The sequence below is a fragment of the Streptomyces sp. NPDC096339 genome (assembly GCF_044762985.1).
Taxonomy (GTDB): Bacteria; Actinomycetota; Actinomycetes; order Streptomycetales; family Streptomycetaceae; genus Streptomyces.
The window spans coordinates 342,716-368,053 of record NZ_JBIWFI010000001.1 but is presented as its reverse complement, the minus strand read 5'-3'; the positions used below and the strand labels follow the sequence as shown (position 1 = coordinate 368,053).

Below are 25,338 nucleotides of genomic sequence, written 5' to 3'. Positions count from 1 at the left end.
TGACGTGGTGCCGGCCGGCCCGCGGGGGTTGCACCGACCGTCCCTCACGTGCCGTCCGCGCCATGGCCCACCACGATGACGTGCGCTTCAGGCGCCGTGCGGCCGCCGGCATCGACGGCGGTGGGCTCACTGCGGTGGTGGGTCCACAAGAGGGCTCCGGCCATCAGCACAGCGGCTCCCAGCAGCCAGGGCAGCGGACCGGGCGCCAGGTTGCCGACGGCCAGGCCAGTGAGCGCCCCGGTCAGTTGCAGGGCGAGGGACTGAACGGACAGCGCCGTGGCGCGTCCCGTGCTGGGGACTCTGCGGTGCAGGAGTTCGTTCTCGCTCGGTCCCGCGGCGCCCAGACCGAGGTACACCAGGCCGTATCCGGCCGCCGCGAAGGTCAAGGAGACAGGGCCCGCGGTCATGGCGGTGGCGCTGAGCAGGAGCAGACCGCTCACGCCGATGCCCAGGCCCACCAGGACCGCGCGTTCGCCGCTGCCCGCGAGCCGTGCGGTCAGCGGCGCGAGATGGCTCCCGACCCCTGAGCAGACGAAACCGGCGCAGGCGAGCCCCGCGAAGAGCAGCGCCCCCGATTCGGGCGCTCCTGTGAACGTCGCGGCACGGCCCGGCGTCAGCAGCTCGACCGTGGCCAGGGCGCTGCCGGCAGCCGCCGCGCTGAGGAGCACGCGGCGGACCAGTACGTCGCGTCCGCCGAGCCGCAGCCCGTCGGTGACGGTCGCCGGGATGCCCCGGAATACGGAGCGCAGTGTGCCGGGCGGGCGGGGCGGCTCCGGGAGGGCGGTGAGGACGTACAGCACGAAGGCGATCTCGAGTGCTGCGGCCAGCAGCGGTGGAACGGAGAGCGGGATCAGCAGCCCTGACGTCGCGTCACTCAGCCGGGCGCCGGCGTCGGGTCCCAGCGCGAGGAGCCAGGGCAGGGCGCCGCCGAGAAGGGTGCCCGCGGCGAGGGCGGCGGATGTGGCGGAGCTGCCGCGGGCCAGCCCGGTGCGCAGTTCGGAGTCGGGGCCGGAGTGGGTCTGGACGGTGTCGACGTACCAGGCCTCCGCAGGCCCGCTGGACAGGGCGCGCCCCGCGCCCATCAGGGCCATGCCGAGCGTGAGGATCCAGGTTGCGGTGCCCAGGCTTTGGAGGGTGAAGGCGGTCAGGTTCAGCAGCCCGGCTGCGGCCAGGACCGGCCGGCGGCCGAGTACGTCGGAGAGTCCGCCGGTGGGCAGTTCCAGGGCAGCGGCGGTGAGCGAGTAGGCGACGAACAGGCCCGCGATGGATGCGAGGGACATGCCGCGTTCGGTGAAGAGCAGGATGAGAGGGGTGACGGCCAGCCCCAGGGGGAGCCAGAAGAGGACGCAGACCGTCATGTAGCGGCGTCGTGCCGTGCGTAGGTCCGGCGCGTGGGTCACGATGCCGCCTCGGGGTCCGTGGCCGGCAGGGTGGATGTGTCCGGCGGGGTGGAGGTGTCCGGGGTGGGGATGTCAGGCCGCTCCGCGTCGGGGGTGTGGGGAGCGAGGGGCAATCCTGCGGTGACGAGCACGACTTGCGCGGCGCGGGGATCGGCTTCGTCGCGCCGGGTCAGTTCTTCCAGCTTCCGGTCGAGTGTCTCCCAGAGTTCGGTGAGCGACTCGGGGGTGAGGCGCGGCATCAAGTCGTCGATCCCGGCCGGCTCCAGCCACTCCGGGCCCAGCCGCCCGGCGGCGATGTCCGCCTCGTGCCGCACCAGCGATGCCTCCAGGTGTTCGACCTGGCCCCTGCGGGTGAAGTTGAGGAAGGCCCGGCTGTCCGGTGAGGCTTCCATGGCCCGGTTGCTCCAGGAGGTCACGGAGTGCACCGCCCGCCAGCGGCGCTCGCGCCCGTCGCGATGCTCGGCCTCGGCGACGAACGCGTACTTCGCCAGGACCCGCAGGTGGTAGCTGGCGGAGGCGGACGACTCGCCCGTTCTGGCGGCGAGCTCACTCGCGGTTGCCGGGCCGTCCTGCCGCAACAACCCGAGAAGCCGGATGCGCAAGGGGTGCGTGAGGGCCTTGAGGGCTGCGGCGTCCCGCTCGGGATCGAGGACGCGTCTGTGCTCTTCGCTGACCATGCAACGGAGGCTAAGGCTCCCGGAAGCTTCCCAAAAGTATTTTTGCAGAATTTCCTTTGGAGAGTTGGTCGGTGCGCCGGGCCGCTCCCTGCCCCCGCGGCCTCCGCGCCGGAGGGCCCGTACCTCCGGCTCGGAAGCCGCCGACCAAAGCGATGGCCAGGATCCCCCAGATCAGCAGGAGCAAGTCCGGGGACGCGTCATGTTGAACCGCAGGCAACGACATGCTCGGAATCCTTCATCGGAGACGCGAACGCGTCAACGAACATCGCAGTCGAGCAACCTCGACCAACCACCGGTCGTTTCATGGGCTCTCCCTCCACCCCGGCCGGCGTTCCGAGCACGTCAAGCAGCTCGCGCCGCTGATCAGTCGGCAGCGACCCCCGTGTTCTGGCAGGCGGCCAGCAACCAGCGGCCGTCGTCCTGCTTCGTCATCACGTACAGCGGCGCGCCCTCGCTCTCGGCTCCCGGGGTCAGGTAGAGCTGACGGACCTTGACCGCCGCGACATCGGGGCGGATGAAGGACACATGGATCACCTCGTAGGTGACCTTGCCGTCCCAGTCGTCCGCGGGCAGGACCTCGCGGGTGAACTCGGAGATGGCGTCGAGGCCGATGAGCACCTTCCCGCCGCCCGTCGTCCAGATCGCCTCGGGGTGGAAGAGGGCGAGGAACTCCTCGGGGTCCTTGTGCTGCTGGGAGTGCTCGACGGTGGCCACGAGCCGGTGGATCGCTTCGAGGTCGGCCGCGTGGGCCGTGGATTCCGTGTTCATGCGGATCATGGTGCTACCTCAAGTGGAGTTGAGGTCAAGGGGCGGCCGGGCGCCCGTTCAGTGCGGTGGCGGCAGTGGGTCCAGGGCGTTGGCGACGGTACAGCCGCCCTCTCCGGGCATCCGCTGGATCCGGGGCGGCGCCCACACCTCGGTGGCACCGGGGGCCACGCGGGCGAGAAGGCAGTCCTGCGCGTCGAAGCCGTTCCCCTTCACCGACAGGACCACGCCGACCCGGCCCCCGTCCGCCTTCACCTCGGTACGGATCGCCGGATCCATGTCCAGGGCGGCGAGCGTGCGGCGCACCTCGGCCTCGTCCACCAGGCCACCCTCCGGCACCCGCGGGAGTTTCGAGCGGAGCTCCTCGTACGGCAGCCTGGGTGGTTCGGGCGGCGGGGCGAAGGTCAGCGCAGGGCCATCCGGGCAGTCCGCGTCATGGGGACTCCCACTCCACTCCGACTTGGGCGACACCCGCATCACGAAACAGCGCCGCACGGTGAGTTCCTCGGCCTCGATCCATCCGCTGTACGCAGAGCCGGAGGTGCGGACGACCAGGCGGACACCGTCCCCGTCGTGCGTCGAGGTACCGGACACCCGCAGCACTTCCACGCCGTCGATGCCCGAAGCGGAGCGCCCGACCTCCTCCGCCGTACGCGGACGCTGGCCGTAGAGCCGCTCGCCCGCCTTCCGGGCCACCTCCCGCGCGGCGTCCGTCGCCTCGTCCTCGGGGGAATGCGGAATCCCGCAGGCTGCGGTGAACAGCAACAGCGGGGCGAGCAACAGCGGTCGGCGCATGCGTCCACCCTTCCGGTGCCGCGCGCGGCCGGCATCCGTTCGCGTACTCAGAGGCTCGTGTGATCGTACTCAGGCGTGTGCGGCGAACTCGCGGGGGAGCTTGCCCGTCAGGTTCGGCGGCGTGCACCTCGGCACCGAGGGCTCTCACGGTCCAGCGACTTCATGCTCCCGCAGGAGGCCGGCTTCGCCCGCAAGTCGCAGTCGGCGGCCTGCCGTTCGGCGAGGCGACGCAGTCCACCCCCGAGGTCCTGGCCGCCCTGGCGGGCGCTCTCGACGTGCCCGCCGTGTTCTTCGAGACCGGCGACGCCGACATCGGCGCCCGTCTCATGAAACGATCGTTCCATTGTGAGTCTGACCGTTTCCGTGATCTAGTGGCGGCGTGGGTCGCGGGCTTGCCCCAACCACATGTCCCCCTTCCATCCTGCCCGGAGGGTCCATGAGCGACGGGTACGAGCAGCTCGCCGAAACCGTCAGAGAAGTCGAGGAGCTCCGGTCGGAATCGGGGCTCGACAGAGCATCGGTTTTCAACATGCAGGAGCTCTCCTTCCATACTTCCCTTCCCGAGGCGGACATCCGGCGACTGCTCGACGGCGAACGCGTCGAATCGCCGAGAACCGGCCCGGCCGACCTCGCCCGCCGCATCGCGTTCCTCAGGGAAACCCGTCTGACGGTGGACAAGGACACGGGCGGCCGGCGTCAGTACACGACCGCCGAGATCGCCGCCGGCAGCGGGATGACCACGCAGTGGCACGGCAAGTTGCTGAATCGGAGCACGCCGAACATCTGGCACGGCGCGGGCCTCGCCAAGTTCTTCGACGTCCCCATCGAGTACTTCACCCACACGCCGCCCGAGGCCGTGAAACGAGTCCTGGACAGCAAGGTCATCCCGTACCTCACCTCGTTCCTCAAGAACCCGTCCGAGGCCGTGAAGAACCGTCACGCCATGCAGATCCAGCTCCGCCTCGGCAACAAGGAACTGCCGCCGAACCTGGAGAAGGCCCTGATGGCCTTCGTGGACGCGATCACAAGGGAAAGCTCCGGCTTCTGAATTCGGGCGGGACGCAGGGGACTGGCCTGACCTCCGGTCACAGGAAGCGGCATGACGGGCCGCGGCTTCACCAGCCGTCAAAGGGAACACACCGTGGGGGCGTTCGAATGAAAGGGCGGAAGATGTCCGATTTCCGCGAGGGGGTGGCAGCGGCCCTCGGCGGGCTGAGACCTCCCGATGGCCTGCGCTCGGCGCCGAGAACCCACCCGGCACGGCGATCCACCGAGCGGAAGACCGCGAAGGGCGGGCTGCAGGGGGGAGTACGGCTGCGTGAGCACCTGGAGGGCGAAGGTGCCGTGCCGGTCAGGGGTCCCGCAGGCCGGATCCAGACCCCCGGTACGGGCAGAGGTCGCCGAGCATGACCGGATCGGACTACTACATACCTGCCGGCGTCCTGGCGATCGCATTGATGGTGAAGTCGCCGTCGTTCTGGCGCACCTGGAACTCGCCGATGACGAAGTCGATCTTCACGATCCTCGCGTGCTCGGCCGCGGGCTTCGTGTTCGGTGCTCCACCGACGATCGAGCGGGTCAACCGGATCACGGGTGTTTCCAACATCTCGGCGCTCATCGTCTACTGCCTCCTGTCGTGCCTGTCGTGCGGCTCGCTGGTGCTCGTCATCCACTGGCGTGGCGGGCCCGAGGAGACCATACGGCGGCACACCAGGGTGTGGATCGCGGCGACCGCCGCGGTGATGGTGACGTTCTGCGTCCTCTTCTCGCTCAGCGACGTTCCCATCGAGCAGCAGCGCGACTTCGACACCTTCTACGCGACCACCCCGTACGTGCGGGAGATGATCGTCCTCTACCTGTCCGCGCACACCGCCACGAGCCTCGTGGTGGCGACGAAGTGCTGGCGGTGGGCCCGTGAACTCCGAGACCTCCAGGCGGCGTGGACCCACTGGGGCCTGCTCATCCTCGTGGCCGCGTTCGGCCTCACCATGTCGTTCGCGCTGCTCAAGTTCCTGGCCGTCGGCGCCCGCTGGGTCGGTACCGGCAGTTGGGACTGGCTCAGCACCGACGTCGCCCCTCCTATCGCGGGGGTGGGCGCGGGCCTGACCACGATCGGTTTCCTGCTTCCTGTCATCGGGCCGGGGATCGGGTCGATGTGGGCGTCCTGGCGGGCCTACCGGGCGATGGGTCCCCTGTGGCGTGCGCTCGAACCGTTCGCGGGTCCCGGCAAGCCCATGCGGATGAGCGCCACCTCGTCGCCGGAGATCCGTGCGATGGCCAGGTCCACCGAGATCTCCGACCGGCTGCTCAACCTGGCGCCCTACCTGGAGAGCAGCCACCGCGAGGCCGCCGAGCGGTACGCCTCCTCACAAGGTTGCGAGCCGGAGGACGCCCTCATCTTCGCGGAAGCGGCCACGATTCACGCGGCTCTGGCGGCCGCGGCGGGAGCCGGCGCAGAGGCGTCCCGGCAGACACCCGACTCCGTCGAAGCGAGCGCCGTGGCACCTGCCCGCGTCTCCGGAGCGGACGGGCTTGCCCGTCTGAGCATCCAGTTCTCCAAGATCCACCACTCCGGTTTCCCCGTCGGCGCGGCCCGCTCGGAGAGCAACTGATCATGCGTACTCCCCACCACGTGACCAACGGAAGCCCTCGGTGAACGCGGGACCGGTGCACCAGTGCCCGGCAGCCGGCTTGCTCTCCGCCACCGCCGTCGAGCTCCGGGCCTCGCGGAAGAAACCGCGGGGCCCGCTCCCGAGGCCCGTCACCGCGGGGCTCTTCGTCGCCGCGCCGCTGTTCGTCACCGCCGCTCCGGCGAGTCCGGCGGGAGCGGGCCCGGGAGCCGCCTTTCCGCCCGCCGCACAGAGGCCCCTCGCCGAGGCCCCTCACAGCCGCCCTTCACAGATGTCCTTCACAGAGAGACGACCATGACCACCACACACCCGGAGCACGTCGAAGCCCTCATCATCGGCGGAGGGTACGCGGGCCTGCTGGCCGCCTCTGTGGTCGCGTCCGCGGGCTATGACGTCCTCGTGCTGGCAGGCGGTGCCTCCATCACCCGCCCACGGGACGGGGGCTCCGATCCCGCTCGGCGCGGCGGGGTCCTCCACGTCGGCGGGCTTTGGGACGTGAACGCTCTGGCGTACGGCTCGGGCCCGATGCTGCGGCACCGTGGTGCTCGAACGTTTCCTCTCCCGGCCGGCGGCCACCTGTCCCGTACTCCCCCGCAGGCGGGGGAGAAGCACGAGTTGCTGACCTGCAGCCGCGACCTGCTGACCGGTGTGCTGCGCGAGGTCATCGCCGCCAACCCCGCGAACGAGCGGAGCACCACCGTCCTGGACGGCGCCCGGGCCGTCGGACTCATCGGAGACGAGTCCGCGGTCCTCGGCGCGCGCGTACGGTTCGACGACGGTCCGGAGCAGGAGGTCACCGCCCAACTCGTCGTCGACGCGAGCGGCGCCGACGCGTGCACCGCGACCTGGCTGAGGGAACTCGGTGTGGTCGCCGTGCCGGTCACTCGGCGAGGCGCAGCCGGGTTCTGCGCCAGCCGTCTCTACCGGGCGCCGGACGGTCGGGCGGACACTCCCCCCACCGCTGTCGCGGACGGCGCCCGCAGCGCGGTGCTCGTCCCGGTCGAGAACGGAACGTGGGCCGTCACCCAGACGGCCCCCGATCGCGAGCGGATCGCCCGCGCGGACACCTTCGCCGAAGCCGCGCTGGCCCTGTCGGACCCCGGCGTCGGCCGGCTCATCGCCGAGGCGGAGCCCGCGGGCGACCCGGTCGTCACACCTGATCCGGCCCTGCGCTGGCACCGGTACGAGCACATCCGCGGGCCCCGCGGCATCGTCGTCATCGGGGACGCCCTGGCGACCTTCAGCCCTCTGGACGCGCGAGGGGCACTGGCCGCCGAAGCCTCCACGCGGGCGTTGAGAGCGGCACTCGGACACGGCATCAGCCACCCGGCGGCGTCCCGCAGGGCCCAGCACGCGATCGCCGAAGAGGTCGCCCACCTGTGGTCCGCTCCCCGGGCGGGCCGGCTGAGCGGGTGGCGGCTGGGGCCCGTCACCCCGAGCCTCTCCGCACGTCTCTCCCGGGCCCGGGCCTCGGCGGGCCGGGTTCTGAGACTGAGAGGCCGCTGACCCCACCCCCGCCGACGCCGGACCTTGCACCGCACGGCACCGCACGGCACCGCACCCGCGGACCCCGACCAGACCTCACGTCACGACATCCAGGAGAGAACCGTCCATGCATCTGTCCACACCTCTCGTACTGCGGAACGGCAGCCGCATTGAGAACCGGATCGCGAAGGCCGCCATGGAGGAGAGCCTCGCCCGCCAGCCCGGACAGCTGCCCGGTCCCGAGATCGAGGAGCTCTACCGCAGTTGGGCACGCGGCGGAAGCGGACTGATCATCACGGGGAACGTGATGGTGGACCGGCGGGCCCTCACCTCTCCGGGAACGATCGTGCTGGACGCCGGAACCGACCTGGCCCCCTTCCGCCGCTGGGCCGCGGCGGCCGGCTCGGAAGGGGGCCAGGTGTGGATGCAGATCAACCACCCAGGTCGGCAGGTCCGGTCGGATCTGCCCGGTGTCGCATGGGCACCTTCCGACATCGGCGTCAGCCTCGGAAAGCACACGCGCGCGTTCGCCCGCCCGACGGCGATGACCGAGGCTGACATCCGCTCCACGATCGACCGGTTCGCCACCACGGCACGACTCGCGGAGGAGAGCGGCTTCCACGGCGTCCAGATCCACGCGGCCCACGGGTACCTCCTCAGCCAGTTCCTCTCCCCACTGGTCAACCGCCGCACGGACCAGTGGGGCGGCAGCCTGGAGAACAGGGCCAGGCTGCTCCTGGAAGTGGTGCGCGCCGTCCGCGCGGCGGTCTCCCCGGGCTTTGCCGTGGGCATCAAGATCAACACTGCTGACTTCCAGCGCGGCGGCTTCGACGTGGACGAGGTGGAACAGGTACTCGCGTTCCTCAAGGACCTCGACGTGGACCTGGTGGAGCTCTCCGGCGGAAGCATGGAGAGCGCCGCGACCATGGGCCGCACGGCCGACGACAGGAAACTCGGCCGGGAGGCCTACTTCCTCGCCATCGCCGAGCGGCTCGTCGCCTCCGCGCCCATGCCGCTCATGCTGACGGGAGGTATCGGTCGTCGTACCTCCGCCGAGCGCGTCCTGGCGAGCGGGTTCGCGATGGTCGGCCTGGCCACCGCCCTCGCGCTCCACCCCGACCTGCCCGCACGCTGGCAGGCGGGGGAGGACATCGAGGTTGCCGCACCGCGCCTCAACTGGCGGGACACGGACATCGCGAGCGCCGGCGTCCTGGCCCTCGTCCGGGTACACATGAGCCGCATCTCCCGAGGCCGCGCGCCTCGTGCGCGGACCTCCGCGCGCGTCGCCCTCGTCCTGGACACCTTGCGGAACCGGGGGATGATCCGGGCGTACGGGCGGTGGCTCGCCCAGAACCCGGCACCGGAGGCGACCACCCCCCTCAACGGCTGACGGCCGGGCCCGACGGACGCCACCCCGGGCCCGACCCGGTTCAGGTCGGGCCCGGGGAAGGCATCGGTACCTGCCTGACGGTCCCGGTTCTTCCACCCGCGGCCCGCCGGGAGTTCAGTCGAGCGGTGGCGGCCAGGGACCGGCGAGCAGCCGCTCGGCCTCCGCGACGATCGCTCCGGCCCGCTGCTCGCGCGTGCCGCCCCGGATCGCGGTCCACTCGTTGTACTCGTAGACCTCGTCGACCAGGGGCTTGAGCGCCTGCGGCCGGGCCAGCGGGCCCCAGCCCTCGTGGACGATGACGTCGCCACCGGCCCCGGGTGCCATGCTCGTGTTCACGATCAGCCGCAGCCACCAGCGCACGAGTTCCCAGCGCTCCGCCTCCCGGGGAATCCCGGTGCCACCCACGGGATGGCCTTCGGACAGGCCCAGTTCGGTCAGTACCCGCTCGAAGAGCGCATCGGCGTTCTCGTGCTCGGTGCGCGTCAGGCCGGCGAGCAGCGGAAGAGACTCCGTCTCGACATCGAGGGCCAGTGCCGCGAGCCCTGCCTCGATCAGGTGGTGCGGGTCGTGCCGTCGGCCGATCAGGCGCTCCAGTGCCAACATCCGCAGGTACTCGACAGCCTCCTGCGCGCTGACGGCGTACGGGGTGTGCGGGGTCGGCGCGGTGACGTCGATGCCCGGACCCGCCTCGACGAAGTACGACCAGAAGTCGACGGTCGCGCGGGCCGGGAGACTGCTCGACCGGCCGGTGAACTCGCGTCGTAGGTAGTCGGCGAGGTCGTTCCCGTAGAAGATGATGTCGGTCTGGTGGACGGACAGTACGGGGTGCCCCCACTCGCCCGCCGTGCCGGGCAGGTAGCGGTGGCTGTAGACGGGGACCAACTGCGGCACGGTCGCCAACTCGCACCGCGCGATTCGCAGCGCGCCGGACGTACTCGTAGGTCTCGAAGGCCAGGCAGGGTGCCAGAAACCGCTGTGCTCAACGTCGAAGAGCACGCCCTCGACGGGCCGGGAGAGCCGCCCGGCCAGGTTCTCGGGGTCGCCGTCGCGCCAGTCGGGCCAGCTTCGTGACCCGCGGGGGAGCCCGGCGGCGAGGAAGATCCTGTGGTCCGCCGAGAAGGTGAACCCGAACCGTTCCTCGACCGCGTCGAGTTCCCGCTCGCCCAGACCCGGCCCGATGTCGCACCGGAGCATGCTTTGAAGGTCCCTGGCGGCCTCCAGGGTCAGCGGTGCGGGCGACTGCTCGGTCATCCCGGGAGCATAGCCGCCGGCCCGCAGCCGTCAGGAGGCCTCCGGGCCCAGCCACCCGCGAGCCACTGGGCGTTCACCGACCACGGCCGCTCCTCGCGCACCTCCGGAGCAAGCACCGGTCTCGTGACGGCGACGGCGCGAGCGGCGCTTGTCGGCACCGCGCACCCAGGGGTGCCGGGGCTAATGGTCTGCGCCGGTGCGCGGCGGGAAGGCGAGGCCGGTGGGGGTGTTGAGGCCGGTCGAGTTCAGTGCGGCTTGGGTGCCGTTCGTACGGAGGCGGACCACGCGGTTGTTGAAGGCGTCGGCCACGTAGAGGGTCCCCCGGTCGTCGAGGGCGAGGCCGAGCGGGCTGCTCAGGCCGGTGAAGCCGACGGTGGTCTGCGCGCCGGTCCCGGCCGCGATCTTCACCACGCGGTTGTTGCCGCTGTCCGAGACGTACAGGTCTCCGTTGGCGCTCAGGGCGAGCCCGGTGGGCTGGGACAGCCCCTCGGTGGGGACGGTGGTCTGGACGCCGGCGGCGGACACCCTGACGACGCGGTCGTTGACGAAGTCGGAGACGTAGAGGTCCCCGCCGGGCGCCAGGGCCAGCCCCCAGGGGTGCAGCAGCCCGGTCGTGGGGACCGTGGTCTGCCCGCTGCCGTCGGCGGGTACCTTCACGACGCGGTCGTTGAAGCTGTCGGCGATGTAGAGACTGCCGGACGCGTCGACGGCCAGGCCCAGCGGGCGCGAGAGGCCTTCGGTGGGAACGGTGGCCTGCCCGCCCCCGTCCGGCAGCAGCCGCAGGACACGGTTGTTGCCGGTGTCGGCGATGTAGAGACTGCCCGCCCGGTCCCAGGCGAGACCCGTCGGACGCACCAGGCCGTCGAGGACGAGTACGCTCTCGCCCCCGCCACGGGTGGGCAGGGAGACCACGCGGTTGTTGCCGTAGTCGGACACGTACAGCGTCCGGCCGGTGTGCGGGTGGTGCACGTCGTGCGGTACGGCGGCGTCCACGGCTTCCGCCGGCAGCACGCACAGGAGCAGCGATCCCGCGAGGGCGGCGAGGCGCCGCCGGCTCAGCCCGGGCCGGATCCGGCTCGCGGGGACCGGGGGCTCGTCTTCATGCGGCCTGGCAGTGGTGCGTTCCACGATTCACCCACCTGTTCCGTGACCGGCCGGCAGCCGTATGTCGTGCCGGCCTGCTCCCGCCGACCCTAGGCAGCGGGAGCGGGTGTCACGAGAGCCACGCCATCGGCGGTGCCGCAGGCCACTCCGATGCGCGGATTCCGGCCGTGCCGGTACGCCCCGCCCGGTACGCACACCGGGCCCGCCCCCAGGCTCAGTGGGGGCGGGCCCGGTGCCGTGCGCAAGGCTACTCGTCGGCCGGCCCACGCTCCTCGCCCCGCACGTCCGCCAAGTCAGCTTCGGCGGGCCCGTCGTGTCAGCCAATCGCGGAGCCGCTGCTCGCAGCGGAGGATCGCCTCGGTGTCCACTCGTTCGTCACGTTTGTGGGCGAGCAGCGCGTCACCGGGTCCGTAGTTCACGGCTGGTACCCCCAGGGTGCTGAACCGGGCGACGTCGGTCCAGCCGAATTTGGGCATGGCCCGTCCGCCGACCGCCTCCATGAAGGCCGCCGCCGCAGGATGGGAGAGTCCGGGGAGCGCGCCGGTGCGGGCGCTGAGGAGGGTGAACTCGTCCACGCCGCAGTCCGCGAACACCTCGTGGACGTGCGCTTGCGCTTCCTCGATGGTCCGGTCGGGGGCGTAACGGAAGTTGACGGTGACCGTGCACGTGTCGGGGATGACGTTTCCGGCGCCGCCGCCGTCGATCCGTACGGCGTTGAGGCCCTCGTGGTACTCCAGGCCGTCGATCACGGGCTTGCGTGGTTCGTACGCGGCGAGCCTCGCCAGGATCGGGCCGGCGGCGTGGATGGCGTTGGACCCCGGCAGGCCCCGGGCCGAACGGACCCGCTCGCCCTTGGTCTTCAGCCGCACTTGGAGAGTGCCCTGGCAGCCGCCCTCGATCCGGGCGTTCGAGGGCTCCAGCAGGATCGCGAAGTCACCGGCCAGCCAGTCGGGGTGGGCCTGGGCGACGTGGCCGAGGCCGTTGAGGTGGGGCGCGGTCTCTTCGTTGTCGTAGAAGACGAAGGTGAGGTCGCGGTCGGGCTCCGGGACGGTGGCGGCGATGCGCAGTTGGACCGCGACACCGGCTTTCATGTCCGTGGCACCGCAGCCCCACAGCACGCCGTTCTCGTCCAGTCGGGACGGGACGTTGTCGGCGATCGGCACGGTGTCGAGGTGCCCGGCGAGTACGACACGTTCGGCGCGGCCGAGCGTCGTACGGGCCACCACGTTGTTGCCGTACCGGTCCACGGTCAGGTGCGGCAGGGCGCGCAGCGCCTGCTCGACAGCGTCGGCGAGGGGCTCCTCGGTGCCGCTCACGGACGGGATGTCGACGAGCCGGGCGGTCAGTTCGGCTGCGTCGAGACGGAGGTCGATCACGAAGGGAACGGGTCGCATGCCTTGATGAGTTCCCCGATCGGGCTCTGCCGCGCCGAGAGACTCGCAACCCTTCAACCGGCGCCGACGGGACGGGTGGCAAGATCATCTCTGTTGTCCGTCATCGCGAGGGGGAGACCATGACCGAACAGCCGAAGACAGCCCGCCGTGCACTGCTCACGGGAGCAGTGGCGGGGCTCACCGGTACCGCGCTGATATCCGGCGGCGGTACGGCCGCCGCAGCGACCACGGCCGCGGGAACACCCGACTGGTTCGACGTCAAGGGCCACGGCGCCGTCGGCGATGGCTCCGCCGACGACACCGCCGCCGTACAGCGCGCACTCGACGCGGCGGCCGCGGCGGGCGGCGGAACCGTGTACTTCCCCGCCGGGAAATACCTGGTCAAGCCCGCCGGTGGCACACCCGCGTTGGCCGTGAAGGCCGACGGCATCCGCCTGGCCGGCGCCGGGGCCAAGGCCTCCATGCTGATCAAGGGCGGTGACGGCATCCTGCTCCGGATGTCCGGCACGGGAGCGGCCTACTCCACCGGGGCCACCCACCGCCGCTACTGCTCCGTCGAGAACCTCGGCTTCAACGGCAACGGCAAGACCGGCCTGCTGCTGGAGCTCTACTACAACAACAACTCCTACTTCCGCGACGTCTTCATGACCTCGAACAAGGACATGTGCATCGACGCCGTGGAGTTCTGGGACTCCCGCTTCTACAACCTGGTCATCGAGGACTGCACCGGCACCACCGCCAGCACGACCCAGCCCAACATCTGGTTGCGCAACGCCTCCTCCGCCACCGAAGGCGCCTGGGGCCACAGCAAGGACAACATCAACCAGATCCACTTCATCGGCTGTCGTCTGGAGGCGTTCGGGACCGGCGCGCTGTGGATCGGCCAAGGAGCCGTCACCACCAACAACCCCAACGGCATCTACATCACCGACTGCAAGTTCGAGACCTCCCGCATGCAGGGCGGCCCGCACCTGAAGACCGACGCGGGCTGCAGGCACATCTACGCCACCAACATCTACTGCTACGCCGGTGACTTCGCCGCCGGCACCTCGGCCACCGCGCGCAACATCATCAGCTGGGCGGCGAGCGCCAGTGCGCTGGAGAACGTGGTCATCGCCAACCGGGACAAGGCCACCGTCAACGCGGGCGTCGCGCTCTACTCGGGCCCGGGCTCCACCGCCGTGCTGCGCAACGTCGTCGGGCTCTACGCCACCGCGCCCACCGGCACCCACATCTACTACGAGCAGTCCTCGACCGGCGACTTCCGGGTGGAGAACAGCTACGGCACCCTCGGCGCCCAGGCGACCGGAACGATCCCCGTCAAGAACGCGCCGAACCCGCCCCTGCGACTGGTCCCCGGCCCGGTCACCGACGCCTCCTTCACCCGTCAGCCCCTGGACGGCACCATGGCAGTGGACTCCGCGAACAAGCGGCTCTACGTCCGGGTCGGCGGCCAGTGGCTCTGGTCGGCGCTCAACGCGTAACCTCCGATGGCCCGTGCGCGGACGACGTTCGTGCACGGACCATCGGCTGCGGCCCGCGGTGGGCCGTCGCCCGCGCCGATCTCCTACCGTGCCGGGGGCATGAAGCGTGCCGGCCGCCCCGTCATCGGGCGGCCGGACCTCGGCGAGCCGCCGCGAAGCCGACCGCCGTCACGGCGAGGGCCACCAGCCACAGCACCGCCAAGGAGTACGGCATCCCGTTCTCGCCCAGCCAGTCGGTCGCCGCACCGGCGTACGGAGGACCGAGCACCCCGCCGATGCCCCACACGATGGCGAACGCCGTGTTGCCCATGAGCAGGCTCGTCCCGCGCAGCCCCTCCCCCAGCAGGGTGAGCACGATCGGGTAGCCGGCGAACGCGATGCCGCCCCACAGCGCCACCATCGGCCAAAGCCACAGGCCGCTGCCCACGAACGCCGGCAGCACCAGTGCCCCGGCCGTGCCGGTGACGAGGGTGAACATCAGCGCCGTCCGCGCTCCCACCCGGTCGGCCAGCCAGCCCACCGGGTACTGGAAGAGCATCTGCCCGATCAGCAGCACGGTCAGCGTGAACGCCGCGTGCCCCGGGGTCAGGCCGGCCCGCTCGCCGTAGAGGGGGATGAACTGCAGGGTGACGGCGTCGAACACGGACACCGCCAGCACCGCGACCAGCAGCACCGACAGCAGCCGGACCAGGGCCCGTACCGGTACCGAGCCCGCCGCCGCCATCGTCGGGATGCGCCGCCGCCCCGACCACAGGGGCCACAGGGCGACCAGCGGGCTGAGGACGGCCACGGCCAGGGCCGCGCCCTCGGAGTTGCCGGTGGCGGTCAGCACGGCAGGCCCCACGCAGAAGCCCAGCGCGAGGACCGACGTGTACGCCGTCAGCAGCCGACCCCGGCCGGCCTGGTCGGCGATCTCGCTGATCCAGGTCTCGCTGAGGATGAACATGGCCACGGCGCACGCGCCGAGCACGAAGCGCAGGACGAACCACAGCCACAGCGCGTCCGTGACCGCCAGCGCCGCCAGCAGCGCCGCGGCCCCGACCGAGGCCGCGGCCATGGCCGCCCCCGGCCCGAAACGGCGTACCGCCGCCGGGACCAGGGGCGCCGACAGCACCATGCCCAGCGGGGTCATCGCCCCGTTCAGGCCCACCAGGGAGGACGAGGCACCCTGCCGCTCCAGCATCAGCGAGAACAGCGGGTAGGTGATGCCCAGGGTCACCCCGAACACCCCGATGATCACGATCGGTCCGACGGCCTCGGCGCGGCCGCGCCGACCGGTACGCACCGACTGGAGCTGCTCAGTCATCGGACCGTCAGCCGTTCACCGAGTTCCACACCCGGCTGGGCAGGCCGAATATGTCGATGAAACCCTCCGCGCTGGACTGGTCGAAGGTGCACTCCGGCCCGTAGGTGACCAAGTCGTGCCGGTACAGCGAGCGTTCGGCCCGACGGGCGGCGACACTCGCCCGGCCCTTGTACAGCTTCAGGCGGATCTCGCCCGTCACATGGCGCTGGGTGGACTCGACGAAGGCGTCCAGCGCTGCCCGCAGCGGACCGTGCCACAGCCCGTCGTAGACCGTTTTGGCGTATGCGGCCTCCAGCGGCAGCTTGTGCGCGAGCACGTCCGCCGGCAGGGTCAGCTGCTCCAGCTCCCGGTGCGCCTGGATGAGCAGGAGCACGCCCGGAGCCTCGTACAGCTCCCGGGACTTCACCCCCACCACGCGGTTCTCCAGCATGTCGATCCGGCCGATGCCGTGCCGGCCGCCGATCGTGTTCAGCTTCTCCACCAGCTGTGTGGGGCCCAGCGGTGCGCCGTCCAGCGCGACGGGGACGCCCGCCTCGAAGCCGATCGTGACGTACTCGGGGGTGTCCGGTGCCCGCTCGGCGGGGAGGGTCAGCGACCACACCTCCTCGGTCGGCTCCCAGGCCAGGTCCTCGATGAGGCCAGCCTCCACGTTGCGGCCCAGGACGTTCAGGTCGATGGCCCAGGGCTTCTCCTTGGAGACGTGCCCGGCGATGCCGAACTTCTCCGAGTAGGCGATGGTCTCGGCGCGGCTGAAGGACCACTCCCGGGCCGGCGCGAGGATCTTCAACCCGGAGTCGAGCAGGGCGACCGTCAGGTCCAGGCGCACCTGGTCGTTGCCCTTGCCGGTGCAGCCGTGCGCGACGGATCCGCACTCGTAGGCGTGGGCGGTCTCGACCAGCAGGTCGCCGATGAGCGGGCGTCCGAGCGCGGAGGAGAGCGGGTACTGGCCGTCGTAGAGCGCGTTGGCCTTGACGGCGGGGAAGCCGTACTCGCGCACGAAGCGCTCCTTGGCGTCCACCACCAGGGAGACGTCGGCGCCGGCGTCCAGCGCCTTCTGGCGGATCGGTTCCAGCTCGTCGCCCTGGCCGAGGTCGGCGGCCATCGCGACGATGAACTCGCAGCCCATCTCGTGGCGGAGGTAGGGGATGCAGGCAGTGGTGTCGACGCCGCCCGAGTAGGCGAGCACGACACGCTTGGCCGAAGCCATGGTCAGACTCCTTGCGTGTGACGGGACATCAACGGGTGACGGGGCGGGCCGCCGCGGGCGCCGACTCGGCGTTGCGGCGCCGCAGCTCACGCGCGGCGGCCCGGACCAACTCGGGGGCGGTGCCACCGGGGGAGCGGCGACGGCTCACGGCGTGGTCGACGGTGAGCACCTCGGGGGGCATCCCGGTCAGCCGTACGTCGAACGTGGCGAGTTCCGCCACCGTGGCGTCCCGCAGTTCCTTGCCCTGGACGCCGAGCCACTTCACCAGACCGCCGACCACACTGTGCGCCTCGCGGAACGGCAGCCCCTGCTCCGTGACGAGCCAGTCCGCGAGGTCCGTGGCGACCGTGTTGCCCAGCTCGGCGGCGGCTCGTGTGCGTTCCGGCACGAAGGTGATGCCGCGCAGCATGGCGGCGCTGCTCCGGACGATCAGCTCCAGCTGGTCGGCCGAGTCGAACAGCGCCTCCTTGTCCTCCTGCATGTCCCGGCTGTAGGCGAGCGGCAGGCCCTTCATCACCGTCAGCACGGCCATCAGATTGCCGAAGACACGGCCCGACTTGGCGCGCATCAGCTCCGGTAGGTCGGGGTTGCGCTTCTGCGGCATGATCGAGGACCCGGCGCAGAGATCTTCGGGCAGGACCACGAAGCCGAACTGCGGGGTGCTCCAGAGGACGAGTTCCTCGCCCAGGCGGGAGGCGTGCACGGCGAGGGTGGCCCCGGCGGCCAGGAAGTCGAGGACGAAGTCGCGGTCGGAGACCGCGTCCAGCGAGTTGCGGGTGATGGAGTCGAAGCCGAGCCGCCGGGCGGTGGCGGCCGGATCGATGGGATAACCGGTGCCTGCCAGGGCGGCAGCGCCCAGCGGAGACTCACCGAGCCGGCGGCGGGCGTCGCGCAGCCGGTCCCGGTCGCGCAGGAACATCTCCCCGTACGCCAGGAGATGGTGCCCGATGGTCACGGGCTGGGCGCACTGGAGGTGGGTGAAACCGGGCATCACATCGGCGTGGTGGGCTTCGGCGCGCTCGGCGAGGATGTCGACGGTGCCGGCGAGCAGCGCGTCGAGCCGGTCGATGGCATCACGTACCCACAGCTTGGCGTCCACGGCCACCTGGTCGTTGCGGGAACGGCCGGTGTGCAGGTGACCGGCGACCGGGCCGACGATGTCGCGGAGCCGCGACTCGATGTTCATGTGGACGTCTTCAAGGGCCGGGTCGAAGACGAAGGCTCCGGCGCTGATCTCGGCACGGACCCTTTCCAGCCCGTCGACGATGATTTTCGCATCGTCGGCGGATATCACTCCGGTTTCGCCGAGCATTTCTGCGTGCGCGATGGATCCGTCGATGTCCTGTAATGCGAGGCGCTGGTCGAACCGGACGGATGCATTGACTTCTTCGAGCAGAGAATCTCCGCCGGTGAGCCAGCCGCCCCAGAGCGAAGATTCTGATTCCGATATCACGATTCCCTGTGCCCATTCGGTTCGAGAAGAGCTACTTTAAATGCGAACGAGCAGTTCAGTTCGCGTTTCTTTCGGCGCATTTCGCGGATGCGGTACAGACTCCACAACCACTGGGTCCGGTAGACGAGGGAGAGGTAGAGGCGCCGGCCGGGCCGGTCCGCGACGAAGGACTCCTCGTCCGCGAACACCTCGAAACGGGACTCCCGGACCAGGGTCTCCATGGGGCCCGGCTCCGAGAAGAAGAGCAACAGCCGCTTCCCGGAGGGCGCGAGAGTGCGCAGTGCGCCGCCCAGCAGCTGGCGCGCATAGCCCTGGCCACGATGGGCCTCGGGGATGAAGACGACCGCGATCTCGCACCAGTTGCCGAGCAGGTGGTGGACGAGCAGGGCTCCGAGAAGCTCCCCGGAGGCGCGGTCGACGAGGGCGAAGGTGTCGCGGCGGCCCGTCCACTCGGCAGTGCTGTAGCCGGTTATCTTGGGCGACCGGCGAATTTCCGTCACCACTGTGGCCGCTTCGTCGCGGGTGAGTGGGCGGCGCTGTAACTCGGTTCTGGTGAGCAGCGTCGTCTGTGCAGACAACGGTATTCCCCTGTTCTTCGTGCGCGTGGGCGAAACCCAAAGTGCGGTGAAGTGGCGTCAAAATGCGGGGTGTTGCATCCGGCACGGGGAACATTACGCGGCGGTCACACATTCCTGTCAATGCCGTCTCTGATCGTGGACGGGTGCAGCCGAATGGCTCGTTGCGGAGTCATGAATTCCCTATCCGTTTCGGATGCGGCCCCGATGTCAGGGCGGGGTGCCCGGGAATCGGGCGTGCCGCCGCGCGCGGCGACCTGCTCCTCAAGGGGTGCCCTCGGTGTCCGTATTCCGGTCCCGGCGGACGCCGGCGCGGGTACCTCGTCATGATGTGCGCATGATGCACAGCGACGACAAGCACACGGACACTCCGGCGATTGCCCTGCTCAAGGAGCTGGGAGCCGACACCACCAAGCACTCCGGCGGTACCCTTCTGACCCACCTGCTGCGCGTCGAGGCGCTGGTCGCCGAGTGGGGCGGACGCCCCGTTCTGCAGACCGCGGCCCTGTGCCACGCCTTCTACGGCACGGACGGGCTGCCTTTGAGCCTCCTGGAACTTTCCGAGCGCACCCGCCTCGCCGAGGCGATCGGCGAGGAGGCGGAAGAGCTCGTGTACTTCTACGCCAGCTGCGACCGCAAGGCCTCCTACCCCAGCCTCGCCGCCCCGGACGAGGCGTCGGTGACCTTCCGGGACCGCTTCACCGGCGAGGAGTTCACTCCGTCCCTGCAGCAGCGCCGCGACTTCGCCGAGCTCACGGTGGCCAACGAACTGGACCTGGCCAAGGTGAACGCGTCCTTCCGCGAGCGCAACGGGGCGGACCTGCTCGAACTCTTCACACGCTGGACTCCGCTCCTGTCGGAGGCGACCCGCCGAGAAGTGACGGCGGTCCTCGGCTGAACCGTGCGGGCCCGTGAACGGCTCGCGTGTGCGGTTCCCGGCCCGCGCCCCCGGCCCAAGGCCACGGACCAGCCGGGCCGAGGGCCGAGGGCATGGAGAAAACCGGTCGCAGAGAGTGACCTCGTTCGGCAGACTCTGGCGCATGGAGCGCTTGATGGAGATTGCGAAAAGGTTGGCCGACGTCGACGGAGTGGTCGGTGTGTGTCTGGGCGGCAGCCGAGCGAGGGGAACCCATCAGCCTGACTCCGATTTCGATCTCGGTTTGTACTACCGGACACCCCTGGACACTGCTGCCCTGCGCCGACTCGCGTCCGAGCTGACCGGTGAGTCTGTCGAGGTGACGGAACCGGGCGGCTGGGGCCCGTGGGTGGATGGTGGGGCCTGGCTGATCGTCGACGGCTTCCGTGTCGACTGGATCTACCGCGACCTGGACCGCGTTCACCGGATCTGGGACCAGTGCCAGGAGGGGCGCTTCGAACTGGGTATTCAGGCCGGTCACCCGCTTGGGGTGTACTCCCACGCCTATGTCGGCGAGGTGGCCGTTGGACGCGTTCTCGCTGATCCCGGTGGCGAACTGCGGGCCCTGCAGCAGGAGACCCGCCATTATCCGGAGCAGTTGCGTGACGCGCTGATCGCCAACGCGCGGTGGGAGGTTCCCTTCACGCTGGCCAACGCCCGCAAGGGCGCGGCCCGCGGCGACTCCTTCTATGTCGCCGGCTGCCTCTTCCGGGCGGTGGGGCTTCTGGTGCAGGGACTGCATGCCCACGCGGGTTGCTGGGTGCTGAACGAAAAGGGAGCCGTTCAGGCTGCGGGACAACTCCCGGCTGCCCCTGCCGACTTCTCCGCGCGGGCCCAGGCGTTGTTCGCCATGCTCGGCACGGTCCCAGACGTACTGTCCGCCGCGCTCGATGCCGCTGACGCGCTCGCTGCCGAGGTGTGCGAGCGGCTCACGTCCTGAGGGGAGCAACGGTGACGTAGTCGGCCGTCGTCGAGGGCGGCCGGCTGGGGCAGCTCCCGCGAAGCCTGGGCGTTTCGCGGGGCCGCAAGCGGTGACGCACGACTTGCCGAGGCTTGACGGTGCCCACCAGACCACGAGACCTGATCAGCCGGTCCGTGCCCCGAAAGGCCGCGGTTCGGCAGGCCAGAACTGCAGGAGGAAACACGCACCCACGAGGTCGCTCGCAGCGGCCTCCCAGGGGAGTTCCGCGGGCTTTTCGCGTCGGCTGATCCGCAGCTGCCATGGGCCGGGCGTCGACAGGCGTGGTCCATCGGCCCAGCCGGCGTCGCTTTGGTCGACCATGAACCGTGCCGTGGGCAGATCCAGCGACAGGCACACCCGGTCGCGCCAGTACGTTTCATCGATCTCAGCGCGTGCGTCCCACACTTCGACCCGCAGCCTCGCCTTGAGGACCAGGCGGTCGGTCGTCTGCAAGAACACCGAGCCGGGACTTGCGTGCACCCAGTCACTTCCTGGGAGGGGGCCGGGCAGCCCGTCGCCCACGCACGCCTCATCAACCAGACCGAACATGCCATCCACGACGTGAACGTCCTGCTGTACGGGGGCAGGTATGTGTGCCATCCGGATTTCCTCCTGTCGACATGAAAGCGCTCCATGCGCCGTGTTCGCACATCCGGGCGACTCGATCAAGTCGCTCCGGCCGGGCGGGGGTTTGAGGACGAAGCGGCCACCCGGTTGATCCCGAGGAGCGGCGGCTGTACCTCACCGGCGCACCCATTGACGTGGCGGAGAACGTGTGGATCGGCGCCGGTTCCACGATCCTGCCCGGCGTCAGCACCGGCCGTGACGCCGTGGTTGCCGCCAGCGCGGTCGTGGCCGATGCGGTCGGCGCTCGGGGACTCGTTCGGCACGTGGGTGCCCTCCGCTTCGGCCGCCTGGGCCTTGTCTGCCACCCGAACCTCGGCCGGCTGGCCAGTGGCCATCGCCGTCTACATCTCCTCTTCCGCTGACTCCGCGTCCCAGGCCAGCCAGGTCGCAGAACGGATCTCCGCAGCCACTCGGAAGTGAGTCCCGGCCCTTCCGGGACGACCGTGCACCTGCCCCCGTAGCCAGCAGACCCTGAGACGACCGGGCACTGGGCGAGGACCATTCAGAGGATCGGTGGGCGCCCCAGCCGGGTCATACGCCAAACCGTGCGCCACTTCATCGGCTTGCGCGGGCCACATGGCGTTCGCGCACCCTCGAGGAAACCGCCCCACCATGCCTTCGCGCCCGCCAGGGATCGCATCCGCACCATGGCGAGGAGGATCCATACGCCGAGATAGACCGGAATCAGGGGGATCGGGAGTCGGCGGCGGGCCAGCCAGACACGGTTTCGGGCGGTGAACCGGTAGTAGACCGCGTGTCGAGCGGGGGAGGTCCTCGGATGTTGGAGGACGAGCTCGGGTTCGTAAAGGATCTTCCACCCCGCATCAAGCGCACGCCATGCGAGATCGGACTCTTCATGCCCAAAGAAGAACTCCGCCGGCCACAGATCGATCTGCTGGAGCATGGGCATCGAGAATGCGTGGCCACCGCCGAGGAACGCGGTCACCAAGCCGCGGCGCATCGGATCGTCCGCACGCAACCGGGGCACCCAGCGTCGCTCCGTCTGTCCGTGCTCGTCAGCGACCCTGAATCCGATGATCCCCAACTTCTGGTCCTCCGCGAACAGCTGCTGGACCTTACGGAACACGTCGTTGGCGATGAGCAGGCCGTCGTCGTCCAGTTCGATGACGACGTCGACCTCGCCCGAGTCGCGCAGCATCTTCAAACCGACGTTGCGGCCGCCGGGGCAGCCCAGATTCTCCTCGAGCGGAATCTTGGTCGCCTCCGTCGAGATCTCGGTGAGGGGCGTTGCGTTGCCCACCAGAGCTACCCGCGCCGCAGGCACATCTTGCTTCTCCACCGAAGCGAGCAGAGCATCCAGCTCCTGCGGGCGAGTGCCCATGGTCACGATGACCACTCCGATACGCGGCAACGACATAGTGGCGAACTCCAGTGGTCGGCAGACTGCCGATGCTAGCCGCGCGGGACGTGGCCACCTCAGCACCTCGCACACATGTCCGCCACGTGCCATCCCACGTCAATCGGCACGCTGAGGGCTCCGAGGTCGGAAAACACGAGGAGCGGGGCGATGCCGGCCCCGCGAACCGATGCGGTGGCGGACCGTCGCGCGGATGGCCGCGCTGGGCAGGCCGCCCGTCGTGTAGGACTGCGTGGCGCTGACCCTCGCCGCCGGGACGTCGGGTGTTGCTCCAAGTACCCGTTGAGACCGAGCCTTACGGTGGGTGCCGTGACGGAGCACGTGGCGGACGCATCGGGTACGGCGATGGCCGCGGCCCACCTCAAGGAGAGGCTCTACGCGACGATCACGATGATCTCCGTAGTCATCGGGCTCGCCGGCGGCAGCCATCTCGACGTCGCCGGAGCCGCGGCGACGGTCGCGACCGCCGCGGTGGGCCTGTGGATGGCGGCGCTGGTCGCCGATCAGCAGGCTCATCGAGTGACGCACGGTGCCCTTGCGCGGGGGCGGGAACTGCGCGCGATGCTGTTCGTCAGCAGTCCGCTCCTACTGTCCGCCGTGGGGCCGCTCATTCTGATCGGGGTCGCGGCACTGGGAGTGATCGGCTTGGAGACGGCGCTCTACACGGCTGCCGGGGTCAACGTCGCCACCCTGTTCGCGTGGGGGTGCTACGGCGGGATCCGGATGGGAGGGGGGACGGCGTTCGCGCTGCTCGCCGGGGCGATCGATGCGGCGATCGGGACAGCGGTCGCGGTGGTCAAGGCCGTGAACGGCCACTGACACGCGTACAACGTCCTGACCTCGTCGGGGTCGTCGACCTTGGTCGATCAAGGAACTTGACCTCAATCGCGGTTGAGGTTGGAGGCCGGCGCCATGACTGCCATCGTCGCCGGCCTCCGGCCGGACCCACTGCCCGACCCTGCCCGTCCGGACGCGGGCCTCATCCTGGCGTCCCTATGGCGCACCAGGGGGATCGAACAACAGCAAAAGGTCATGTCCGGTGTCATGGAGGCCTGGGAGAAGGCCCGGCTGCCAGCCGCGTACCTCGCGCGGCACTGTCTGGCCGGGTCCGACGGCCGTTCCATCCTCAACTTCGCCCCGCTCCCACACCGCATCCGTCAGCTCCCACGGGCGTGGCCACGCGCGCACCGGCCTGCCCGAGTCCGCGGCCGTGTGAACCAACGGCCCCAGCCGGACGTAGTGGGGATGGTGGACCGACACGACGGCCTGGAGGCGGGGCGGATGACGGACAGGGCAAGGCGCGAGGCTCTGGTGCGCGAGCACATGGAGAGCGAGAACCGGCACGAGTTCGACGCGACGCTGAAGACCTTCGCCGCCCACCCCAGGTACGAGATCGTCGCCACCGGGCTGGTCCTCGACGGACCCTCCGAGGTGGCTGCCTACTACCAGGCCACCCGGGTGGCCTTTCCCGACCAGCGCAACGAACTGGTCTCACTGCGCCATGCGGACGACGCCGTGATCGTCGAGTTCGACCTGCACGGCACGCATCGCGGCGAGCTGTACGGCTTCCCGCCCACCGGGCGGTCCTTCAAGGTACGGATGCTCGCCATGTTCCTCTTCGAGCGCGATGAACTGGCGTGCGAGCGCGTGTACTTCGACTCCCTGTCCATGCTCGCGCAGTTGGGCCTCGCACCGGCTCCGCCCCCGGAGGCGCCGAGTGGGCGGCAGGAGTCCTGATACCTCACGGGCGCGCCTGACCCGCAGCCGGTGCGCCGGCGGGGAAAACGGTTCGCGATGCGAGTGAAGCGGATGGCAGGGTGCGGCGCATGGCACCTCAGTACGAGATCCGCGCCGACTACGATGCCCACACGATCGTCGTCTACCAGGCGTACCCACCTGCCATCGCCGCCGCCGCCCTGCAAGCGGGCCGCTTCGTCGCGCCGTTCTCGTTCCACAGGATGACGTGGATCAAACCCTCGTTCCTGTGGCTGATGCACCGCAGCAACTGGGCTCGCAAACCCGGCCAGGAGCATGTTCTCGCAGTGCGGATGACCCGGCAGGGCTGGGAGGACGCCCTGTCGCAGGCGGTGCTCACAACCGGCGACCCCGCTGCCGTGGCCCGAGCCGCCGTGCATGTCCAGTGGGACCCGGAACGCTCGCTCCGCGGAGCGGCACTGAACCACTACAGCATCCAGGTCGGCATCGGCCGCCGCCTGATCCGCACATTCGCCGAAGACTGGATCGTAAGCCTCACCGACCTGACCCCCAGGGTCCGCAAGGCGGCCGCGCTGATCAAGGCCGGGCATGCCGCCAAGGCCCAGCAGCTGTTGCCCGCGGAGCGGGTCTACCCGATGCCGCGGACATTGGAGCGCGGCCTCTCCGACGCCTGGTGAGAAGGGGTTTCCCGGGGGTTTCCCGTTTCCCGTTGTGTTGGGCGACTCGCGCCTCCTCGACGCGGAGGGGTGACGGGGCACAGTCTCGGAGTGCCCGGCGGTCGGCCGGTGCGAACACGACGAGCACCACGACCCGCGGGACACCGC

Annotated in this window: 23 protein-coding genes and 1 pseudogene; 11 read left to right on the top strand and 13 right to left on the bottom strand. The window is 70.2% G+C overall.

The window, feature by feature from the left end:
• Positions 1-44 precede the first annotated feature (44 nt).
• From ACIQ5Y_RS01760 to ACIQ5Y_RS01745, 4 genes are all read right to left on the bottom strand, one after another.
• The gene (locus ACIQ5Y_RS01760; protein WP_403874479.1) at positions 45-1,358 is read right to left on the bottom strand and encodes an MFS transporter; all 1,314 of its coding nucleotides are present in this window, start codon (positions 1,356-1,358) and stop codon (positions 45-47) included.
• A 38-nt stretch (positions 1,359-1,396) separates the two neighbouring features.
• The gene (locus ACIQ5Y_RS01755) at positions 1,397-2,077 is read right to left on the bottom strand and encodes an ArsR/SmtB family transcription factor (protein ID WP_403873887.1); all 681 of its coding nucleotides are present in this window, start codon (positions 2,075-2,077) and stop codon (positions 1,397-1,399) included.
• Positions 2,078-2,440: 363 nt separating this feature from the next.
• On the bottom strand, positions 2,441-2,854 hold the full coding sequence (locus ACIQ5Y_RS01750) for an SgcJ/EcaC family oxidoreductase (RefSeq protein WP_403873885.1): 414 nt from the start codon (positions 2,852-2,854) through the stop codon (positions 2,441-2,443).
• A 48-nt stretch (positions 2,855-2,902) separates the two neighbouring features.
• Positions 2,903-3,637, bottom strand: coding sequence for a translation initiation factor IF-2 (locus ACIQ5Y_RS01745; protein ID WP_403873883.1), 735 nt, complete (start codon positions 3,635-3,637; stop codon positions 2,903-2,905).
• A 436-nt stretch (positions 3,638-4,073) separates the two neighbouring features.
• On the opposite strand from ACIQ5Y_RS01745, the gene ACIQ5Y_RS01740 reads away from it, so the two are divergent.
• The 4 genes from ACIQ5Y_RS01740 (at position 4,074) to ACIQ5Y_RS01725 (ending at position 9,142) form a co-directional block, all read left to right on the top strand.
• A complete protein-coding gene (locus tag ACIQ5Y_RS01740) occupies positions 4,074-4,685 on the top strand; it encodes a hypothetical protein (RefSeq protein WP_403873881.1) in 612 nt (203 codons plus the stop codon).
• Between the two features lie 358 nt (positions 4,686-5,043).
• On the top strand, positions 5,044-6,249 hold the full coding sequence (locus ACIQ5Y_RS01735) for an MAB_1171c family putative transporter (protein ID WP_403873879.1): 1,206 nt from the start codon (positions 5,044-5,046) through the stop codon (positions 6,247-6,249).
• A gap of 312 nt (positions 6,250-6,561) precedes the next feature.
• On the top strand, positions 6,562-7,773 hold the full coding sequence (locus ACIQ5Y_RS01730) for an FAD-dependent oxidoreductase (protein WP_403873877.1): 1,212 nt from the start codon (positions 6,562-6,564) through the stop codon (positions 7,771-7,773).
• Positions 7,774-7,879: 106 nt separating this feature from the next.
• Positions 7,880-9,142 carry an NADH:flavin oxidoreductase/NADH oxidase family protein gene (locus ACIQ5Y_RS01725; protein ID WP_403873875.1) on the top strand — a complete coding sequence of 421 codons (1,263 nt, stop codon included), beginning with the start codon at positions 7,880-7,882 and terminating at the stop codon, positions 9,140-9,142.
• Between the two features lie 114 nt (positions 9,143-9,256).
• Here ACIQ5Y_RS01725 and ACIQ5Y_RS01720 read toward each other — a convergent pair whose 3' ends face one another.
• The 3 genes from ACIQ5Y_RS01720 to dapE form a co-directional block, all read right to left on the bottom strand.
• Positions 9,257-10,393: a hypothetical protein gene (locus ACIQ5Y_RS01720; protein WP_403873872.1), complete on the bottom strand. Its 1,137-nt coding sequence runs from the start codon at positions 10,391-10,393 to the stop codon at positions 9,257-9,259.
• A gap of 180 nt (positions 10,394-10,573) precedes the next feature.
• Complete coding sequence (locus tag ACIQ5Y_RS01715; protein WP_403873869.1) at positions 10,574-11,521, bottom strand: SMP-30/gluconolactonase/LRE family protein; 948 nt, start codon at positions 11,519-11,521, stop codon at positions 10,574-10,576.
• A 269-nt stretch (positions 11,522-11,790) separates the two neighbouring features.
• Positions 11,791-12,891 carry a succinyl-diaminopimelate desuccinylase gene (gene dapE / locus ACIQ5Y_RS01710; protein WP_403873867.1) on the bottom strand — a complete coding sequence of 367 codons (1,101 nt, stop codon included), beginning with the start codon at positions 12,889-12,891 and terminating at the stop codon, positions 11,791-11,793.
• A 119-nt stretch (positions 12,892-13,010) separates the two neighbouring features.
• Here dapE and ACIQ5Y_RS01705 point away from each other — a divergent pair, with 119 nt between their 5' ends.
• Positions 13,011-14,375 (top strand): glycosyl hydrolase family 28-related protein, encoded by a 1,365-nt coding sequence (locus ACIQ5Y_RS01705; RefSeq protein WP_403873864.1) that lies wholly within the window; start codon positions 13,011-13,013, stop codon positions 14,373-14,375.
• Positions 14,376-14,496: 121 nt separating this feature from the next.
• On the opposite strand, the gene ACIQ5Y_RS01700 is transcribed toward ACIQ5Y_RS01705, so the two are convergent.
• From ACIQ5Y_RS01700 to ACIQ5Y_RS01685, 4 genes are read right to left on the bottom strand one after another with little or no spacing between them, the layout of a single operon-like run.
• Positions 14,497-15,681, bottom strand: coding sequence for an MFS transporter (locus tag ACIQ5Y_RS01700; protein WP_403873861.1), 1,185 nt, complete (start codon positions 15,679-15,681; stop codon positions 14,497-14,499).
• Between the two features lie 7 nt (positions 15,682-15,688).
• Entirely contained in the window at positions 15,689-16,888 is a 1,200-nt protein-coding gene (locus ACIQ5Y_RS01695; protein WP_403873859.1) for an argininosuccinate synthase, read from the bottom strand.
• 28 nt (positions 16,889-16,916) lie between these two features.
• On the bottom strand, positions 16,917-18,341 hold the full coding sequence (argH, locus tag ACIQ5Y_RS01690; RefSeq protein ID WP_403873856.1) for an argininosuccinate lyase: 1,425 nt from the start codon (positions 18,339-18,341) through the stop codon (positions 16,917-16,919).
• Positions 18,338-18,841: a GNAT family N-acetyltransferase gene (locus ACIQ5Y_RS01685; protein WP_403873853.1), complete on the bottom strand. Its 504-nt coding sequence runs from the start codon at positions 18,839-18,841 to the stop codon at positions 18,338-18,340. Before ACIQ5Y_RS01685 ends, argH begins: the two co-directional genes overlap by 4 nt.
• A 412-nt stretch (positions 18,842-19,253) precedes the next feature.
• Between ACIQ5Y_RS01685 and ACIQ5Y_RS01680 the strand changes: the two genes are divergently transcribed.
• Positions 19,254-19,814, top strand: coding sequence for a DUF6817 domain-containing protein (locus ACIQ5Y_RS01680; RefSeq protein ID WP_403873850.1), 561 nt, complete (start codon positions 19,254-19,256; stop codon positions 19,812-19,814).
• 142 nt (positions 19,815-19,956) lie between these two features.
• Positions 19,957-20,772 (top strand): nucleotidyltransferase domain-containing protein, encoded by an 816-nt coding sequence (locus tag ACIQ5Y_RS01675; protein ID WP_403873847.1) that lies wholly within the window; start codon positions 19,957-19,959, stop codon positions 20,770-20,772.
• Between the two features lie 144 nt (positions 20,773-20,916).
• On the opposite strand, the gene ACIQ5Y_RS01670 is transcribed toward ACIQ5Y_RS01675, so the two are convergent.
• On the bottom strand, positions 20,917-21,351 hold the full coding sequence (locus ACIQ5Y_RS01670) for a hypothetical protein (protein ID WP_403873844.1): 435 nt from the start codon (positions 21,349-21,351) through the stop codon (positions 20,917-20,919).
• 146 nt (positions 21,352-21,497) lie between these two features.
• On the opposite strand from ACIQ5Y_RS01670, the pseudogene ACIQ5Y_RS01665 reads away from it, so the two are divergent.
• Positions 21,498-21,677, top strand: a pseudogene (locus ACIQ5Y_RS01665) (sugar O-acetyltransferase); the annotation flags it as partial.
• A 245-nt stretch (positions 21,678-21,922) separates the two neighbouring features.
• On the opposite strand, the gene ACIQ5Y_RS01660 reads toward ACIQ5Y_RS01665, so the two are convergent.
• Positions 21,923-22,798: a glycosyltransferase family 2 protein gene (locus tag ACIQ5Y_RS01660; protein WP_403873841.1), complete on the bottom strand. Its 876-nt coding sequence runs from the start codon at positions 22,796-22,798 to the stop codon at positions 21,923-21,925.
• Positions 22,799-23,107: 309 nt separating this feature from the next.
• Here ACIQ5Y_RS01660 and ACIQ5Y_RS01655 point away from each other — a divergent pair, with 309 nt between their 5' ends.
• The 3 genes from ACIQ5Y_RS01655 to ACIQ5Y_RS01645 all read left to right on the top strand — a co-directional run bounded on the left by ACIQ5Y_RS01655 (position 23,108) and on the right by ACIQ5Y_RS01645 (position 25,191).
• Positions 23,108-23,617, top strand: coding sequence for a hypothetical protein (locus ACIQ5Y_RS01655; RefSeq protein WP_403873838.1), 510 nt, complete (start codon positions 23,108-23,110; stop codon positions 23,615-23,617).
• Between the two features lie 462 nt (positions 23,618-24,079).
• Complete coding sequence (locus ACIQ5Y_RS01650) at positions 24,080-24,535, top strand: ester cyclase (RefSeq protein ID WP_403873835.1); 456 nt, start codon at positions 24,080-24,082, stop codon at positions 24,533-24,535.
• An 89-nt stretch (positions 24,536-24,624) separates the two neighbouring features.
• Positions 24,625-25,191 (top strand): DUF4291 domain-containing protein, encoded by a 567-nt coding sequence (locus tag ACIQ5Y_RS01645; RefSeq protein ID WP_403873832.1) that lies wholly within the window; start codon positions 24,625-24,627, stop codon positions 25,189-25,191.
• Positions 25,192-25,338 lie beyond the last annotated feature (147 nt).